Consider the following 15,091-nt stretch of genomic DNA (forward strand, 5'->3'; position numbering starts at 1 on the left):
GGAGGCAGGGGGGATGCCCAGAGCCGGCCATGGATGGCCGGCGGCCGGAACTGGGAGCAGGATGCGCATATTCCGGCTGGGCATCCCCCCTGCCTCCACGGCGGGCAGCGCGCAACCTCCCGGAGCAATCACCCGCACCCTCCCGAAACAATCACCCGCAAGCTCCACGCAATCGGGAGAAGAACCAAAAAAAACGCCGCCCTTGTGGGGCGGCGCAAGAAAGCAAACGTGTTGTCCGATCCGCGGCGCGCTGCAGGCGACGCCGCCGACGGTGGTGCGGGATCAGTTCTTGACGAAGCCGATCTTCATCATCTGCGCGTTCTTCGCCTCGGCCAGGACCTTGGCCAGGACACCATAATCGGCATCCTCGTTGACATCGATCTGCAGCGTCGGCTGGTTGGCCGGGTCACGCTGGACCTCGGTCTCCATCATGCTGCGCAGCGCCGTGATCGGTGCCGGGCTGTCGTTCCAGAACACCTGGCCCGAGCCGTCGATCCGGAGCTTGATCGGCTCCGGCGGCTCGACCGGATTGTCCGGACGATTCAGCGAACGCTGCGGCAGGTCGATATCGATCGGATACGACAGCTGCGGGGCCGTGACCATGAAGATGATGAGCAGCACCAGCATCACGTCGCAGAGCGGAATGATGTTGATGTCGGCCATCGGGCCGTCACCGGAATTGGAGGAAAAAGCCATGTTGCAAACTCCGGGTCAGTTGTTCTCGCGAGTGGCGACGAAGCCCACCTTGCGCATGCCGGCGGCCTGCGCAAGATCGACGACTTCCTTCACCATCCCGTACTTCGTGGTCTTGTCGGCCCGGACGTTCACCGACGGCTGCGGCGTTTTCTGCGCCTCGACCGCCAGCGAACTTTCCAGCAGCTGCAACGTGACCGGCTGGTCGTTCAGATAGACCTCGCCGGCGTCGGTCACCGCGATGGTGATCGGCGGGGCGGCCGGTGCCTTGTCATCGCGCTCGTCCAGGTTGGCCTGCGGGAGCTCGACCGCGACCTTGTGGGCCATCAGCGGTGCCGTGACCATGAAGATGATCAGCAGCACCAGCATCACGTCGACCAGCGGCACGATGTTGATCGTGGCGTTGACCTTGTCATGGCCACCATTACCGCTTGAACTGTAAGCCATGTCGGTTCTCCCTTACTGGCCGTACTGCGCCGTCAGCGCTTCTGCTCGCCGACGCGCGAACCGGTGGCGAAGAAGTCGTGCAGGTCGTGGGCGAAGGTGTCGAGCTTGTAGTTCAGGCCGCGGTTCAGGCGCACGAAGAAGTTGTAGCCAAGCACCGCCGGGATCGCGACGCCGAGGCCGAGCGCGGTCATGATCAGCGCCTCGCCAACCGGACCGGCAACCGCGCCGATATCGGCCTGGCCGCTGGCACCGATGCGGATCAGCGCACGGTAGATGCCCCACACGGTGCCGAGCAGGCCGACGAACGGCGCGGTCGAACCGACGGTGGCGAGCACGGTCAGGCCGGCTTCGAGCTTCAGCGACTCGCGGGTCACGCCCTGGCGCAGCGCGCGGTCGACGAACTCGGAGCGGTTGAGCGACTCGACCAGGCGCGAACCTTCGTGGCGCTGGTGGTGCGCGGCGGCCTGGGCGGCGTCAAGGGCAACCTTCGAGAAGGGCTCGCTCCTGGACTCTTCTTCCATGGCGCGGATCGCGTCCTGCGCGTTCTGGGTTTCCCAGAACGTGGTGATCACGCGGTCGGCGCTGCCGCGCAGGCGCATGTGCTTGATGAAATTGAAGATGATCCAGTAGATCGACATGGCCGACATGACCAGCAGGGTGATGAGCACCACCCAGCCGACCGCATCCATGTGTTGGACCATGTCCGCGAAACCCATCTGCTGGAGCGCTGCAGCGTTGCTGCCTCCGGCGGCGGGGACGTTAGTGGTTTCCTGCAGCATGACGCTTACCTTCTAGATGTTGTGGTGTTGGAAAAGGGTGGAGCGGGTACAGCGGGTAGTGCATGTGATGCGGTGGCGCGCCGCGGCGCACCCCCGTGTCAGAGGACGAAGGCCACCGGGACGCGGACGCGGCCTGCGACCGGGACGCCGTTGCGCATCTCGGGGTTGAAGCGCCAGCCACGGGCGGCGGCGACGGCCGATCGGTCGAGATCGCGGTTGCGGCTGGATTTCTCCACCGACACGTCGATGACGTTGCCGCTGGCGTCGACTTCAACGATCAGGATGACCTCGCCGGTGATGCCTGCACGCTGCGCGGCCGGCGGATACTTCGGCGGGTTCATGCTGCGCGATGACGGATCGACGCTGGCGCCGATGTTCGCCACCGGTGCGGGCGGCGCGGGCGGCGCGGGCGGCGGTGCCGGGGTATCCATCGGCGAGGGCTCGTCGAACACGACCGGCGGCTCCTGGGGCGGCGGCGGCAGCGGGGTCGGCTGCGGCGGCACCAGCTCGCGGATCGGCTGCGGCTCCGGCGGCTTGGGCGGCGGCGGCGGCGGCGGGGGCGGCGGCGGCGGCGGCTCGATGAGCACCACGCGGGTAACCGCTTCTTCTTCCGGCGGAGCGCCCGGCGGATTCACCGGCGCCAGCAGGAGCAGGACCGCGGCGGCGTGGAACGCCACCACCATGGTGAAGCCGGCGATACGCGCCCAGTTCAGGCCCTCGTCCTGGTCGTTGTTCCGGTCGGGGGTCGTTGCGTGCTGCGTCATGCGGAAAACTCGATTCTGGCCGGGCCGGGAGCGCCCCGAAAAATGATGTCTGGATCCGCACTCGGCTTCTGCGCGGGAATTTCCAAGCTTATACCAATCATGCCGCGCGGTTCTACCGCAGCGTCGACCTTCTTTTCACGGAGCACTGTGTCAGCGCGCCAGCAGCTTGCGTGCTTCTGCAGGGTCATCCAGGCCCTTGTCGATGGCCTTCTGCGCGGCATCCTTGGATTCGGCGCTGCGCCCTTCGGCGGCCAGCACCTTGGCAAGGTTGAGGTAGGTCGCGCCGGTATCGTCCAGCGGCGCGGCCTTCTGGTAGGCCTTGATCGCCTCGCCCTGCTGGTCGCTGAAGTAGTACGCCTGCGCGAGTTGCGCGTAGGTCCTGTAGTCGGGCTTGAGGACGCCCTTCTCCAGGCCTTCGTTGATCACGCTGATGGCCTTGGGCTCGCCACCTTCACTGTTGAGGTACAGCGCCGAAAGATTGCGGTACTCCGCCTCCTCGGTGAGCTGGCCGGCCGAACGCAGGCCCTCGTAGACGGCGATCGCCTTGGGATGGTCGTCGCCCTGCAGGTAGACGCTGGCGAGGTTGAGCTGGGCGCGCTTGTCGCCCGGGGTCTGCGACGCGACCTGCTCGGCAAGCGCCATGGCGTCGCTGGCCCGGCCGCTTTCGGCATAGGACGCCATCAGCAGCTGTGTCCAGTCGCTGCGGGCCTCCGGATTGCCCTTGACCAGCGGCTCGAGTGCGGCGATGGCGTCGTCGTAGCGCTCCAGGCGGTACAGCGCGTTGCCCCGCAGGACCAGCACATCGGCCTTGTCGGTGCCGGTCTCGGCAATCAGGCGGTCGAGCGTGGCCAGCGAGCCGGCGTAGTCGTCTTCCTGGATCTGGATCTGGGCAAGCGTCAGCATGGTGTTGAAGTGTTCGTTGTTGCCAAGGCCGTCAAGCTCGATGGCTTCACGCAGGTAGCTCTTGGCACGCTCGTTGTCTTCACCGATCAGCAGGTCGGCCAGCAGGCGCAGGGTGATCGCGCGCTCGTAGGCGTTGGCCTTGTCATTGTCGAGGATCCCGGCGGCGGCGGCTTCGGCGGCGGCAAGGTCACCGGCCTGCTGCGCCTCGGAGACCTTGTTGAGCTGCGGCCCGGTGCGCGCGCTCGCGCTCAGACCCGGCTGCTTGCGGGTGGCGGCCGGATACTCTTCCGCGGCGGCCTGTTGCGTCTGCGCGTCCTGGTTGCCGGCGTCGGCGCCAGCCTGGCGGGCGGCGCGGCGCTCGGCGGCGCGCTCGCTGGGGGTCTGCGCAACTGCATCGGTGGCTACGCCAAGGGCGAGCACAGCGACGATCGCGGAAACCAGCAGGGAACGGTGGGTCGACATTGCGGACATGGCAGGCCTCGGGTGTGCAGGGCACGAGACGATCGGCGCCGTTCGTGCCGGGGGGGAGCCAAAACTACCAGAAGAGATAGCTTCGGCGCGAGCGCACCAATGGACGATGGCGGACTGGTTCAGCCGCAGGCTGGACGTCGACCGGCGGCGCGGGCCTGCTCCCATGCCGGTACCAGGCTGGTGGCTCGCGACTGCAGCTCACCGATGCGGGCGCTCGGGTCCGGATGCGTGGACAGCCACTGCGCGGGCCGGTTGCCGCCGCTGGCGGCGATCATGTTCTGCCAGAGATTGACCGCCTGGCGCGGGTCGAACCCCGCCTCGGCCATCAGCTGCTGGCCAACGACATCCGCCTCGCTTTCCTGCACGCGCGAACCGGGAAGCAGGAACGCCGTCTGCAGCGCGGCGCCGCCAAGCTGGTTGGTGGTCTGGGTGGCACCCTCGCCGTAGCGCGAGCCCACCAGCGCGCCGACCACGCCCAGCGCGCCTTGGGCGCCCATCTGGCGGGTGATGCGTTCGTCGTGGTGGTTGGCGATCACGTGTCCGACCTCGTGCGCGATCACCGCCGCCAGCTGGTCCTGGTTCTTCGCGACGCTGAAGATGCCGGTGTACACGCCGACCTTGCCGCCGGGCAGCGCGAAGGCGTTGGGGTTGTCATCGACGAAAACCGCCGATTCCCAGGCGATCTGGCGCTGCGACGCCGGGAGCTGGGCGACCACCGCCCGGACCACGCAGTCCACGTAGCGCTTCTGCGTGGCATTGGCGGTCTGCTTCATCTGCGCCTTCTGCTCGGTGAAGGCCTGGGCGCCGAGCTGGTTGAGCTGCTCCTGCGACACCGCGCCCACGTACTGGGTGCGTCCGGTGGGCGACGTGGTGGTGGCGCAGGCGGCCATGGCGACGGTGGCGGCGACGGCGAATGCAAGCGGCAGTGTCTTCATGGCGACATCCTGGTTGGGCTGTACGGGTTGTAGGCGTCGCCACCTGAAGACGGCGTCAACCGGCCGGATCATACGTCGAGGTTGGACACCCGCAGCGCGTTGTCTTCGATGAAGGCGCGACGCGGCTCGACCACGTCGCCCATCAGCGTGCTGAAGATCTGGTCGGCGCCGACGGCGTCTTCGATCGTCACCTGCAGCAGGCGCCGGGTCTCGGGATTGACCGTGGTGTCCCAGAGCTGCTCGGGGTTCATCTCGCCCAGGCCCTTGAAGCGCTGGATCTGGCGGCCCCTCTTGGCCTCTTCGAGCAGCCAGGCCTGCGCCTGGGCGAAGTTCGCGACCGGCTGCACGCGGTTGCCGCGGGTGATCCTGGCACCCTCGCGCACCAGGCCGTGCAGCAGCGCCGCGGCATCGCGCAGCGCCCGCAGCTCTCCGCCCTCGAAGGCGGAGAACGGCAGCACCTGCACCGCGTCCACGCCCATGTGGCGGCGCTTGACCACCAGTGCCGGGCCGGCGGTGTCGGTGGCCGGCTGGAATTCGAGCAGGTAGCGCGGCTTGCCGAGGCCCGATTCGTTGAGCCGGTTCTCCAGCAGGTCCAGTTCGTGGCGTTCGTCGACGTTGCCGGCCAGGATGTCGGCGTCCAGCGGCGTGAAGTCGATCAGCGCCCCGAGCACGACGGGATCGTAGCGGTAGGCGTTGCGGGTGATGGTTTCGCGCGCCGCGGCGTAGATCAGAAGCAGCTTCTCGAGCGCCGCGCCGCTGATCCCCGGCTCGCCCTCGGCGGGCACCAGGAGGGCGTTCTCGACGGCGTTGCCGGCGAGGTAGGCATCAAGCGAGGCGTCGTCCTTCAGGTAGATCTCGGTCTTGCCCTGCTTGATCTTGTACAGCGGCGGCAGGCCGATATAGATGTGGCCGCGCTCGATCAGCTCCGGCATCTGCCGGTAGAAGAAGGTCAGCAGCAGGGTGCGGATGTGGGCGCCGTCGACGTCGGCGTCGGTCATGATGATGATGCGGTGGTAGCGCAGCTTGTCGGGGTTGTATTCGTCCTTGCCGATCCCGGTTCCGAGGGCGGTGATCAGGGTGCCGACCTGGTCCGAGGCCAGCATGCGGTCGAAGCGCGCGCGCTCGACGTTGAGGATCTTGCCCCTGAGCGGCAGCACCGCCTGGTTCTTGCGGTTGCGGCCCTGCTTGGCGGAGCCGCCGGCCGAGTCACCCTCGACGATGAACAGTTCGCTGAGCGCCGGATCCTTCTCCTGGCAGTCGGCGAGCTTGCCCGGCAGGCCGGCGATGTCCAGCGCGCCCTTGCGCCGGGTCAGGTCGCGCGCCTTGCGCGCAGCCTCGCGGGCGCGGGCGGCATCGACGATCTTGCCGGCGATGGCCTTGGCCTCGTTCGGGTTTTCCTGCAGGAAGGCGTCGAGCTTGGCGCCGAAGGTGTGCTCGACCACCGGGCGCACTTCCGAGCTGACCAGCTTTTCCTTGGTCTGCGAGGAAAAGCTGGGATCGGGCACCTTCACCGACAGCACCGCGATCATGCCTTCGCGCATGTCATCGCCGGACAGCTGCACCTTGGCCTGCCGGGCGACCCCGCTCTGCTCGATGTAATTGGTCAGCGTGCGCGTGAGCGCCGCGCGGAAGCCGATCAGGTGGGTACCGCCATCCTTCTGCGGGATGTTGTTGGTGAAGCAGAACATGGTCTCCTGGTAGGAGTCCGTCCATTGCAGCGCCGCCTCGACGGTGATGCCGTTCTCTTCGCCGATGACCGAGATCACCTTGGGGTGCAGCGGGGTCTTGAGCTGGGCCAGGTGCTCGACGAAGGATGCGATGCCGCCCTCGTACTCGAACACGTCGCGGCGCGGCTCGCCGCGCTCGTCGCTGAGGGTGATCCTGACGCCCGAGTTCAGGAACGAGAGCTCGCGCAGGCGCCGCGCCAGGATCTCGTAGTGGAATTCGATGTCGCTGAAGATCGCGGTGGCGGGCTTGAAGCGCAGCGTGGTGCCGCGGCGTCCGCCTGACGGCTCCATGACCTTGAGCGGGTACAGGGGCTCGCCCAGGGCGTATTCCTGGCGATGGTGCTCGCCATCGCGCCAGATATCGAGCCACAGGTGCTCGCTGAGCGCGTTGACCACTGAAACGCCGACGCCGTGCAGGCCACCGGACACCTTGTAGCTGTTGTCGTCGAACTTGCCGCCGGCGTGGAGCACGGTCAGGATGACCTCGGCCGCGGACACGTGTTCTTCCTTGTGGATGTCGACCGGGATGCCGCGTCCGTTGTCGGACACCGAAACCGAGCCGTCCTCGTGGATGACCACGTTGATGTCGTCGGCATGGCCGGCGAGCGCTTCGTCGACCGAGTTGTCGACCACTTCGAACACCATGTGGTGCAGGCCGGTGCCGTCGTGCACGTCGCCGATGTACATGCCCGGGCGCTTGCGGACGGCCTCGAGGCCGCGCAAAACGGTGATCTTGCTGGAGTCGTAGCCGGAGTTGGCGGTTTCGGGGGTGCTGCCGGTGTCGTCAGTCATCTAAGTGCTTCTGGCCGTTGGGATCGCCCGGCAACGGCCAGCGCGGCAACGCCGGCGCAAGACACATTACTTATAGGGGCCTGAGACCGCCATTATACCAGTTTGCGGCGCATGGCAAGGGCTCCTGTGCGGGAGCCGCGGAAGCCACGATCCCGACCACGGGAACCCTCCAATGACCACCGTCCCGGATCCCTTTGTCGGTTCATCTCCCTACCGGGGGGAGGCGCATGGCTGGCGCGGCAGCGTGGCTGGCTCTGTTCGAGGCTGCGGATGCTGACGTGACAGCTGGGCCGGGAGCGTCTCCGCTGGGGTCCGCGCCGCCCGTCCTGTGCATTTGTCCGGTGCAGTCCGCGCTGCATGTCCCGTGCATTCCTCCGGTGTAGTCCGCGCCGCTCGTCCCGCGCATTTCTCCGGTGTAGTCCGCGCTGCTCGTCCCGCGCATTTCTCCGGTGTAGTCCGCGCCGCTCGTCCGTGCATTTTTCCGTTGTAGTCCGCGCTGCCCGTCCCGCGCATTTCTCCGTTGTAGTCCGCGCTGCCCGTCCCGCACACAGGGGGTGTGCTGCGCCGGCCGTCTCCGCGTCCTGCTCCCAGCGGCCGGGCGCCGGCCATCCATGGCCGGCTCTCCGCACACCCCCTGTGTGCGGGACGGGCCGTGGAGTTTTCCTGCTTCGGGTCGAAGATCAAGAGCGGGCGCGCTCGCGAGCGTGGCCGTGGTGTGGCGTGGCGTGGCTGTGCCGCTTGATCCGGTGACGATCCGCCCGGTTGCGACATCTGCGTCGACGCTGCCCCCGTCCACCACCGCCCAAAAGGTCCGGGCCCGCCGCGGAGGCAGGGGGGATGCCCAGCCGGAATATGCGCATCCTGCTCCCAGTTCCGGCCGCCGGCCATCCATGGCCGGCTCTGGGCATCCCCCCTGCCTCCACGGCGGGCAGCGCGCACCCTCCCGGAGCAATCACCCGGAAGCCCAACGCAAACTGGGACCTGGTCCAACCACAACGGCCTGCCCCGCTCACGCCAGAAGTAATGTTTCACGTGAAACACAGCGACCTTTCAAGCCGCCGCTTCAACGCACCCCTGTTCCACGTGGAACACCACCACCTCCCCACTCGCTTCCAACCGATCCGTTCCAGTCACGAACACCTGCGCCGGTGTCCCGTCCAGGAAAGCCATTACCCGTGCACGGTGCTCTGCGTCCAGTTCGGACGCGAGGTCATCCAGCGCTATCAGCGGCCAGTCGGCGCGCTCGACGGCGCAGTCGGCCGCCTGGGCGAACAGGCAGGACAGGGCGGCCAGCTTCGCCTGCCCCCGGGACAGGGCCTCTCCCTCGTCCTTGTCGGCAAGTCGAAGCTTCCAGTCGGCCCTGTGGGGGCCCACGCTGGTGTGGCCCAGCATCTGGTCCCTTTCGCGCGCTACGGCCAGAGCGTCAGCCAGTGACAGGTTGGCACGACGCCAACCCGGCTCGAACTCGAGCGACATCAGGCCCAGGCTCGGCGCCAGCGCGGTAGCTACCGGGGCCAGCCGCTCCTGCAGCCTTTCCAGGTAGAGCACGCGGCGGCGGGTCAGCTCTTCGCCGGAAGCGGACAGCTCCTGGTCCCAGGCGGAAATCTGTGCAGTTCCCGCCCGGGACTTGAGGAGCGCATTGCGCTGCTTCAACGCGCGGGAGTAGCGGCGCCACACCGGCAGGAAGCCCTGTTCCACGTGGAACAGGCCGCGGTCAACGAAGCGTCGTCGCGGCTCGCCGCCGCCGGACACCAGCGCGTGGCTCCCGGGTTCGAAGGTCACCACCATGAGCGCGGCGCAGAGTTGACCCAGATGGTCGACGGGTTCGCCGTCGAGGCGAGCTTCCCAGCCACTGCCGGAATGGCGCAGCCCGGCACGGTGCTGGCCCTCGTCCCCTTCGCTGCGCCACTCCGCAAACGCTTCGACCGCGTCCTGTCCGGTGCGGATCAGCCCGTCCCGGACGCGGCCGCGAAAGCTGCGGCCGTAGGCAAGCAGGTGCAGCCCTTCGAGCACGCTGGTCTTGCCGGCGCCATTGGGCCCGAGGAGCAGGTTCAGGCTGGGGCCGGGTCGCAGGCTGACATCGGCCAGGTTGCGCAGGTTGCGCAGGTCGAGGCGGGTCAGGTGCACCGCGGGCAGCCCTGAAAAGCAGAACGCCCGGGCGATGCCGGGCGTTCGTGTTCCACGTGGAACTTGATGTTCACAGCCTCAGCGGCATCACGACGTGGCGTGAACGCGCGTTGGCGGCTTCGCGCACCAGGGCGGACGAGTTGGCATCGCGCAGCGCCAGGATCACGGTGTCGTCGCGCAGGGCACTCAGCGCATCGAGCAGGTAGTTCACGTTAAAGCCGACCGCCAGGCCGTCGACCGAGGTGTCTGCCTCGATTTCTTCCTGCGCTTCTTCCTGTTCGGGGTTGTGGGCATTGATCTTGAGCTGGCCCGGCGAAACCTCGATGCGGACGCCGCGGTACTTTTCGTTCGACAGGATGGCGGCGCGCTGCAGGGCTGCTCGCAGCACCTCGCGGTCGACCCTGACCTCACGATCGGCGCCGATCGGAATCACGGCTTCGTAATCCGGGAAACGGCCGTCGATCAGCTTGCTGGTGAACGTGACATCGTCACGCTTCACGCGGATGTGGTTGCGGCCCATTTCAAGCTCGAGCACGCGGTCGCCGCCCTCCAGCAGGCGCTGCAGCTCGGTCACGCCCTTGCGCGGCACGATGATCTGGCGCTTGGCCCGGGCACTGCCGTCAAGCGCGGTCTCGCACAGGGCGAGGCGGTGGCCGTCTGTGGCCACGCAGCGAAGGTGGGTGTCGCCGAGGTCGAACAGCAGGCCGTTGAGGTAGTAGCGCACGTCCTGCTGGGCCATGGCGAACGCGGTGCGCTCGATCAGCTCCTTGAGCGCGGCTTCCGGCACCTCGACGCGTTCGGTCGCCTCGACTTCGTCGATCGACGGGAAATCGTTCGCCGGCAGGCTGGCCAGGGTGAAGCGACTGCGTCCCGCCTGCACCGTGATCTTGTCGCCGGTCTGGCTAACGGTGACTTTGCTGCCGTCGGGCAGGGCGCGGACGATGTCGAACAGCTTGCGCGCCGGGATCGTGACCTCGCCGTCCTGGGAGTCGTCGACCGCGCAGCGCGCAATCATCTCGACCTCCAGGTCGGTACCCGTCAGCGACAGCTGGCCGTCCTGTACCAGCGCCAGCAGGTTTGCCAGGACCGGCAGGGTCTGCCGGCGCTCAACCACGTTGACCACCTGTGCCAACGGCTTCAGGAAGGCCTCTCGCTGCAGACTGAAACGCATGCCGGTGATGTCCCCTTGCCTTGGCTCTTGAATGGATAAATCTTTAAAAGCGGTGGAGGTGGTGTCGGAAAAAACGGTTGACAACCAACCCAAGCAACTGATTTATAACGATTTTATTGCGCTACAACCCCGTTGACAATGTCGTCTTTCGAGGCTGGACAAGCTGTGGACAAGTTTCGGTCCTTGTTCCGGCTCCAAAGTTGTCCACAGTTTGTCCCCTTCCGGTCCACCGGGCCGTGGCGCCCGCCGGACGGTTATTCGTTGAGCTTGCGGATGAGCTTGTCCCAGTCCTCGCGAAGCTTGCCATCGGTCTGCGACAGGGTGCGGATCTGGCGACAGGCGTGCAGCACGGTGGTGTGGTCCCGTCCGGAAAACGCATCCCCGATCTCGGGCAGGCTGTGCTCGGTGAGTTCCTTGGCCAGCGCCATCGCCATCTGGCGGGGGCGGGCCAGCGAACGCGTCCGCTTCTTGCCCAGCATGTCCTTGATCTGGAGACCATAGTAGTCTGCCACGGTCTTCTGGATATTGGGGATGCTGATCGCCGCCTGCTGCGCGCGCAGCAGGTCGCGCAGGGTCTCCATCGCGAACTCGATGGTGATCGCGCGCCCGGTGAAGTTGGCCTGGGCCGACAGCGTGTTCAAAGCGCCCTCGAGGTCGCGCACGTTCGAGGGCATCTTCTTCGCCAGCAGGAAGGCCACGTCCTCGGGCACGTGGGTGCCGCGCTCGCGCGCCTTGGCCAGCACGATCGCCGCACGGGTTTCGAAGTCGGGCGGATCGATCGCCACCGGCAGGCCCCAGGCCAGGCGCGACTTCAGGCGCGGCTCCAGGCCCTCCACTTCGCGCGGGAACCGGTCGCAGGTCATGATGATCTGCTGGCGGCCCTCGAACAGCGCATTGAAGGTGTGGAAGAACTCCTCCTGGGTGCGGTCCTTGCCGGCGAAGAACTGGATGTCGTCGATCAGCAGCGCGTCGAGCGTCTGGAACTGGCGCTTGAACTGGTCGGCCGTGCGTTCCTGCAGCGAGCGGAAGAACGCGCTGTAGAAGTCGTTGGAGCGCATGTACAGCACGCGCGCGCCGGGATTGTTGCGGCGCATCTCGTTGCCCGCGGCGAACATCAGGTGGGTCTTGCCCAGCCCGGTGCCGCCGTAAAGCAGCAGCGGGTTGTGTTCGCGCACGCCGGGCTTCTGCGCGGCCTGCCAGGCCGCGGCGCGACCCAGCTGGTTGCTGCGGCCCTCGACGAAGTTGTCGAAGGTGTAGTGGCTGTCCAGGTTGCCGTGGAAAGCGGCGGCGCCGGCAGCCGCGCTCGCGGCGGTGGCCGCGGCCGTGGCCGGCGCGCGCTGGGGTTCGGCGGCGCGGGGCAGGGAGCCGATTTCAAGCGAGACCGCGCCGGCGTCGCCGAAGAAGCCCAGCAGTTCGCGGATCCGCGGCATGTAGCGCTCGTGCACGGTGTCGCGGACGAAGGCGTTGGGCGCGTACAGCACGGTTGCGTCGTCGCGGCGCGCGGCCTGCAACGGCCGCAGCCAGGTATGCACGTCCTCGGCCGGGAGTTCGGCTTCCAGGCGTTCGAGACAGCGGGGCCAAGCATCCATTTTCTGGTTCGACTACCGACAGCGGACCTGCCGCGCGGCGTGGCGTGGCCACGAGCGGCGGGAGGTGAAAGGGGGCAGCCAGCCTACCACCGCGTACCCGCCCGCGCGCCGCGCCGGACGCGCGTCGAGAGGCGCTGTTGAAAACCCGATTTGACCCGGGGCGGCGGCGCGCCATAGAATCTCCGGTTCTTTCCGCCGCGTCCCGCCCGAGCATCCGCCATGTCCACCAAGCGCACTTACCAGCCCAGCAACCTCAAGCGCAAGCGCGACCACGGCTTCCGTGCCCGCATGGCGACCGCCGACGGCCGCAAGATCCTTGCCCGCCGCCGCGCCAAGGGCCGCAAGCGCCTCACCGCCTGATGTCGCCGGGCGGCCTGAACGCCTGCCGCCCGTCGCGTTCCGCCACGCCATGAATCGCCGCTTGCCCCGCCAAGCGCGCGTGCGCGTGCGCGCCGAGTTCGACCGTGTGTTCGGCGATGGTCGCCGCACCGGCACACCGATCCTTGCCCTGCACCTGCTCCATGACGGCCAGCCGGCGCGTCTTGGCCTGGCGGTGTCGCGCAAGGTCGACCGGCGCGCGGTCGGACGCAACCGGGTCAAACGCGCCCTGCGCGAAGAATTCCGCGCACTCCGCGCCCGCCTTCCCGACGCCGCCTTCGTGATCGTGGCCCGGCCCGCCGCGGCCGGCGCTACGCGCACCGTCCTTCGCGAGGCGTTCCACGATGCGCTGCGCCGTGCCGGCGCGTTGCCCGCGCCCGAGCCGGGCGGCACAATGCCCGCGGCGCCGCTGCCGATCCCCGCGGCGACCTCCGCCATTGCCGCGCCTGCCGCGGACCTTCCCGACCCCACGCCGCGTCCCGCCGGCGAATGAGCCTTCCTGCCCCATGAACCAGACCCGCACCTTCCTGATCTTCGCCCTGCTGATGGTGGCGACCCTGCTGTGGATGGAGTGGGGCAAGGAGCAGCGCGCGCCCGTCGCCGTGGAGGGCACAGCCACCAGCACCGCGGCGGTCGACTCCGGCGCCACGATCCCCGGTGTCCCGGTGGTCACCGACGGCGCGGCTTCGAACGTGCCCGGCGCCGTGCCCGCGGCGCCGCAGGCGGCGCCGGTCCCCGGGGTCTCGGCGGCCCCGGCGCCGACCAGCGCCGGCCAGGTCGACGTCCGCACCGATGTCCTCGACCTCACCCTGGCCGGCGGCGTGGTCGCCCGCGCCGACCTGCTGCGGTTCCCGCAGACGCGCGACGAGGACAGCCCGCCCGTGCGCCTGTTCGACAACAGCCCCGCTACCTTCTATGCCGCGCAGAGCGGCTGGGTCAGCCAGGGCAGCGCCGCGCCCACCCACGAGGCCGGCTTCGTGCCGGAATCGGCAGGCACCCGCTACGTGCTTGGCGCGGACGCCGACACCCTCGAAGTGCCCTTCGTCTGGCACGGCCCCGACGGCGTCAGCATCCGTCGCAGCTATATCCTGACCCGCGGCAGCTACGCCATCGAAGTGCGCGACACGGTCTACAACAAGGGCGATGCGCTCTGGCAGGGCCATGTCTACCGCCAGCTGATCCGCCTGCCGCAGGTGCTCAAGACCGGCTGGACCAACCCCGAGTCCTTCAGCCTCTACGGCGCCACCTGGTTCAGCCCGGGCGAGGGCTACCAGCGCGTGCGCTACAGCGATTTCGCCGACGAGGGCCCGGTCAACGCGCGCCAGTCCGGCGGCTGGCTGGCCATGCTCCAGCACCACTTCTTCAGCGCCTGGATCCCCGGCGCCAACGACGAGGTCACGGTGTCGCTGCAGGCCACCACCGGTGCCGGCGGCGCGCCGCAGTACCTCATCCGCGAGGTCGGTCCCGGCCTGGCGGTGGCACCGGGCGACCAGGCCACTACCAGCGCGCGCCTGTGGGTCGGCCCCAAGCTGGTCGGTCCGATCAAGGCGCAGCAGGTCACCGGCCTCGATCGCGCGGTCGACTACAGCCGCTTTGCCTTCTTCGCCTTCCTGGGCGAGGGCCTGTTCTGGATCCTCAACAAGATCCACAGCCTGGTGCAGAACTGGGGCTGGTCGATCATCGGCCTGGTGCTGGTGGTGAAGGCCGTGCTGTACCCGCTGTCCAAGGCCCAGTACCAGTCGATGGCGAAGATGCGCAAGTTCCAGCCGCGCATCGCCCAGCTCAAGGAGCGCTACGGCGAGGACAAGCAGAAGTTCCAGACGGCGATGATGGAGCTCTACAAGAAGGAGAAGATCAATCCCGTCGGCGGCTGCCTGCCGGTGCTGCTGCAGATGCCGATCTGGCTGGCCCTGTACTGGGTGCTGCTGGAGTCGGTGGAGCTGCGCCACGCGCCGTGGATCGGCTGGATCCAGGACCTGACCGCGCGCGACCCGTACTTCATCCTGCCGGTGCTCAACATCATCGTGATGTGGTCGACGCAGAAGCTCACGCCGATGGTCGGCATGGATCCGATGCAGCAGAAGATGATGCAGCTGATGCCGCTGGCCTTTGGCGTGTTCATGGTCTTCTTCCCGTCCGGCCTGGTGCTGTACTGGGTGACCAACGGCTCGCTGGGCCTGCTGCAGCAGTGGTGGCTGATCCGCAAGTACGCGGACAAGCCTGATTCCGGCAAGCCCGACGCAGGCGACAAGCCCGCCAAGGCGCTCGCCGGCGACTGACGGCCCAGGGCGGCATCGTCCGCCCGGCATGCAGGA

13 protein-coding genes are annotated in these 15,091 nt (G+C 67.9%); 3 read left to right on the plus strand and 10 right to left on the minus strand.

The genetic code is table 11. The features are described 5' to 3' along the window. Window positions 1-282: 282 nt before the first annotated feature. The 10 genes from WCD84_RS04020 to dnaA form a co-directional block, all read right to left on the minus strand. Window positions 283-696 (minus strand): ExbD/TolR family protein, encoded by a 414-nt coding sequence (locus tag WCD84_RS04020; protein ID WP_343256205.1) that lies wholly within the window; start codon window positions 694-696, stop codon window positions 283-285. A gap of 15 nt (window positions 697-711) precedes the next feature. Then, window positions 712-1,140, minus strand: a complete 429-nt coding sequence (locus tag WCD84_RS04025) for an ExbD/TolR family protein (protein ID WP_343256204.1) — start codon at window positions 1,138-1,140, stop codon at window positions 712-714. A 32-nt stretch (window positions 1,141-1,172) separates the two neighbouring features. Continuing rightward, the gene (locus WCD84_RS04030) at window positions 1,173-1,919 is read right to left on the minus strand and encodes a MotA/TolQ/ExbB proton channel family protein (RefSeq protein ID WP_343256203.1); all 747 of its coding nucleotides are present in this window, start codon (window positions 1,917-1,919) and stop codon (window positions 1,173-1,175) included. Between the two features lie 98 nt (window positions 1,920-2,017). Then, window positions 2,018-2,683: an energy transducer TonB gene (locus tag WCD84_RS04035; RefSeq protein WP_343256202.1), complete on the minus strand. Its 666-nt coding sequence runs from the start codon at window positions 2,681-2,683 to the stop codon at window positions 2,018-2,020. Between the two features lie 150 nt (window positions 2,684-2,833). Then, entirely contained in the window at window positions 2,834-4,048 is a 1,215-nt protein-coding gene (locus WCD84_RS04040) for a tetratricopeptide repeat protein (protein WP_343280517.1), read from the minus strand. 128 nt (window positions 4,049-4,176) lie between these two features. Then, window positions 4,177-4,992 carry a M48 family metallopeptidase gene (locus WCD84_RS04045; protein ID WP_343256200.1) on the minus strand — a complete coding sequence of 272 codons (816 nt, stop codon included), beginning with the start codon at window positions 4,990-4,992 and terminating at the stop codon, window positions 4,177-4,179. 68 nt (window positions 4,993-5,060) lie between these two features. Continuing rightward, window positions 5,061-7,511, minus strand: a complete 2,451-nt coding sequence (gene gyrB, locus WCD84_RS04050; protein ID WP_343280518.1) for a DNA topoisomerase (ATP-hydrolyzing) subunit B — start codon at window positions 7,509-7,511, stop codon at window positions 5,061-5,063. A gap of 1,050 nt (window positions 7,512-8,561) precedes the next feature. Further along, window positions 8,562-9,638, minus strand: coding sequence for a DNA replication/repair protein RecF (gene recF / locus WCD84_RS04055; protein ID WP_343280519.1), 1,077 nt, complete (start codon window positions 9,636-9,638; stop codon window positions 8,562-8,564). 70 nt (window positions 9,639-9,708) lie between these two features. Further along, window positions 9,709-10,809: a DNA polymerase III subunit beta gene (gene dnaN / locus WCD84_RS04060; RefSeq protein ID WP_343254573.1), complete on the minus strand. Its 1,101-nt coding sequence runs from the start codon at window positions 10,807-10,809 to the stop codon at window positions 9,709-9,711. Between the two features lie 254 nt (window positions 10,810-11,063). Then, window positions 11,064-12,398, minus strand: a complete 1,335-nt coding sequence (gene dnaA / locus WCD84_RS04065; protein WP_343254572.1) for a chromosomal replication initiator protein DnaA — start codon at window positions 12,396-12,398, stop codon at window positions 11,064-11,066. Window positions 12,399-12,617: 219 nt separating this feature from the next. Between dnaA and rpmH the strand changes: the two genes are divergently transcribed. Genes rpmH through yidC form a run of 3 tightly spaced genes read left to right on the plus strand, consistent with a single transcriptional unit; the run spans window position 12,618 to window position 15,055 of the window. After that, window positions 12,618-12,758 carry a 50S ribosomal protein L34 gene (gene rpmH, locus WCD84_RS04070; RefSeq protein WP_343254571.1) on the plus strand — a complete coding sequence of 47 codons (141 nt, stop codon included), beginning with the start codon at window positions 12,618-12,620 and terminating at the stop codon, window positions 12,756-12,758. 49 nt (window positions 12,759-12,807) lie between these two features. Further along, window positions 12,808-13,269, plus strand: coding sequence for a ribonuclease P protein component (rnpA, locus tag WCD84_RS04075; RefSeq protein WP_343254570.1), 462 nt, complete (start codon window positions 12,808-12,810; stop codon window positions 13,267-13,269). A 13-nt stretch (window positions 13,270-13,282) separates the two neighbouring features. Beyond that, window positions 13,283-15,055: a membrane protein insertase YidC gene (gene yidC, locus WCD84_RS04080; RefSeq protein ID WP_343280520.1), complete on the plus strand. Its 1,773-nt coding sequence runs from the start codon at window positions 13,283-13,285 to the stop codon at window positions 15,053-15,055. Window positions 15,056-15,091: the final 36 nt, after the last annotated feature.

This window comes from Luteimonas changyuni (assembly GCF_039548395.1).
Lineage (GTDB): Bacteria > Pseudomonadota > Gammaproteobacteria > Xanthomonadales > Xanthomonadaceae > Luteimonas.

Excerpts from the sequence above, each read along its gene's own strand:
- yidC (WP_343280520.1), top strand. The coding sequence starts at position 13,283 with ATGAACCAGACCCGCACCTTCCTGATCTTCGCCCTGCTGATGGTGGCG.
- WCD84_RS04030 (WP_343256203.1), bottom strand. The coding sequence starts at position 1,919 with ATGCTGCAGGAAACCACTAACGTCCCCGCCGCCGGAGGCAGCAACGCT.
- dnaA (WP_343254572.1), bottom strand. The coding sequence starts at position 12,398 with ATGGATGCTTGGCCCCGCTGTCTCGAACGCCTGGAAGCCGAACTCCCG.
- WCD84_RS04020 (WP_343256205.1), bottom strand. The coding sequence starts at position 696 with ATGGCTTTTTCCTCCAATTCCGGTGACGGCCCGATGGCCGACATCAAC.
- WCD84_RS04040 (WP_343280517.1), bottom strand. The coding sequence starts at position 4,048 with ATGTCGACCCACCGTTCCCTGCTGGTTTCCGCGATCGTCGCTGTGCTC.
- WCD84_RS04045 (WP_343256200.1), bottom strand. The coding sequence starts at position 4,992 with ATGAAGACACTGCCGCTTGCATTCGCCGTCGCCGCCACCGTCGCCATG.
- WCD84_RS04035 (WP_343256202.1), bottom strand. The coding sequence starts at position 2,683 with ATGACGCAGCACGCAACGACCCCCGACCGGAACAACGACCAGGACGAG.
- dnaN (WP_343254573.1), bottom strand. The coding sequence starts at position 10,809 with ATGCGTTTCAGTCTGCAGCGAGAGGCCTTCCTGAAGCCGTTGGCACAG.
- rpmH (WP_343254571.1), top strand. The coding sequence starts at position 12,618 with ATGTCCACCAAGCGCACTTACCAGCCCAGCAACCTCAAGCGCAAGCGC.
- WCD84_RS04025 (WP_343256204.1), bottom strand. The coding sequence starts at position 1,140 with ATGGCTTACAGTTCAAGCGGTAATGGTGGCCATGACAAGGTCAACGCC.
- gyrB (WP_343280518.1), bottom strand. The coding sequence starts at position 7,511 with ATGACTGACGACACCGGCAGCACCCCCGAAACCGCCAACTCCGGCTAC.
- rnpA (WP_343254570.1), top strand. The coding sequence starts at position 12,808 with ATGAATCGCCGCTTGCCCCGCCAAGCGCGCGTGCGCGTGCGCGCCGAG.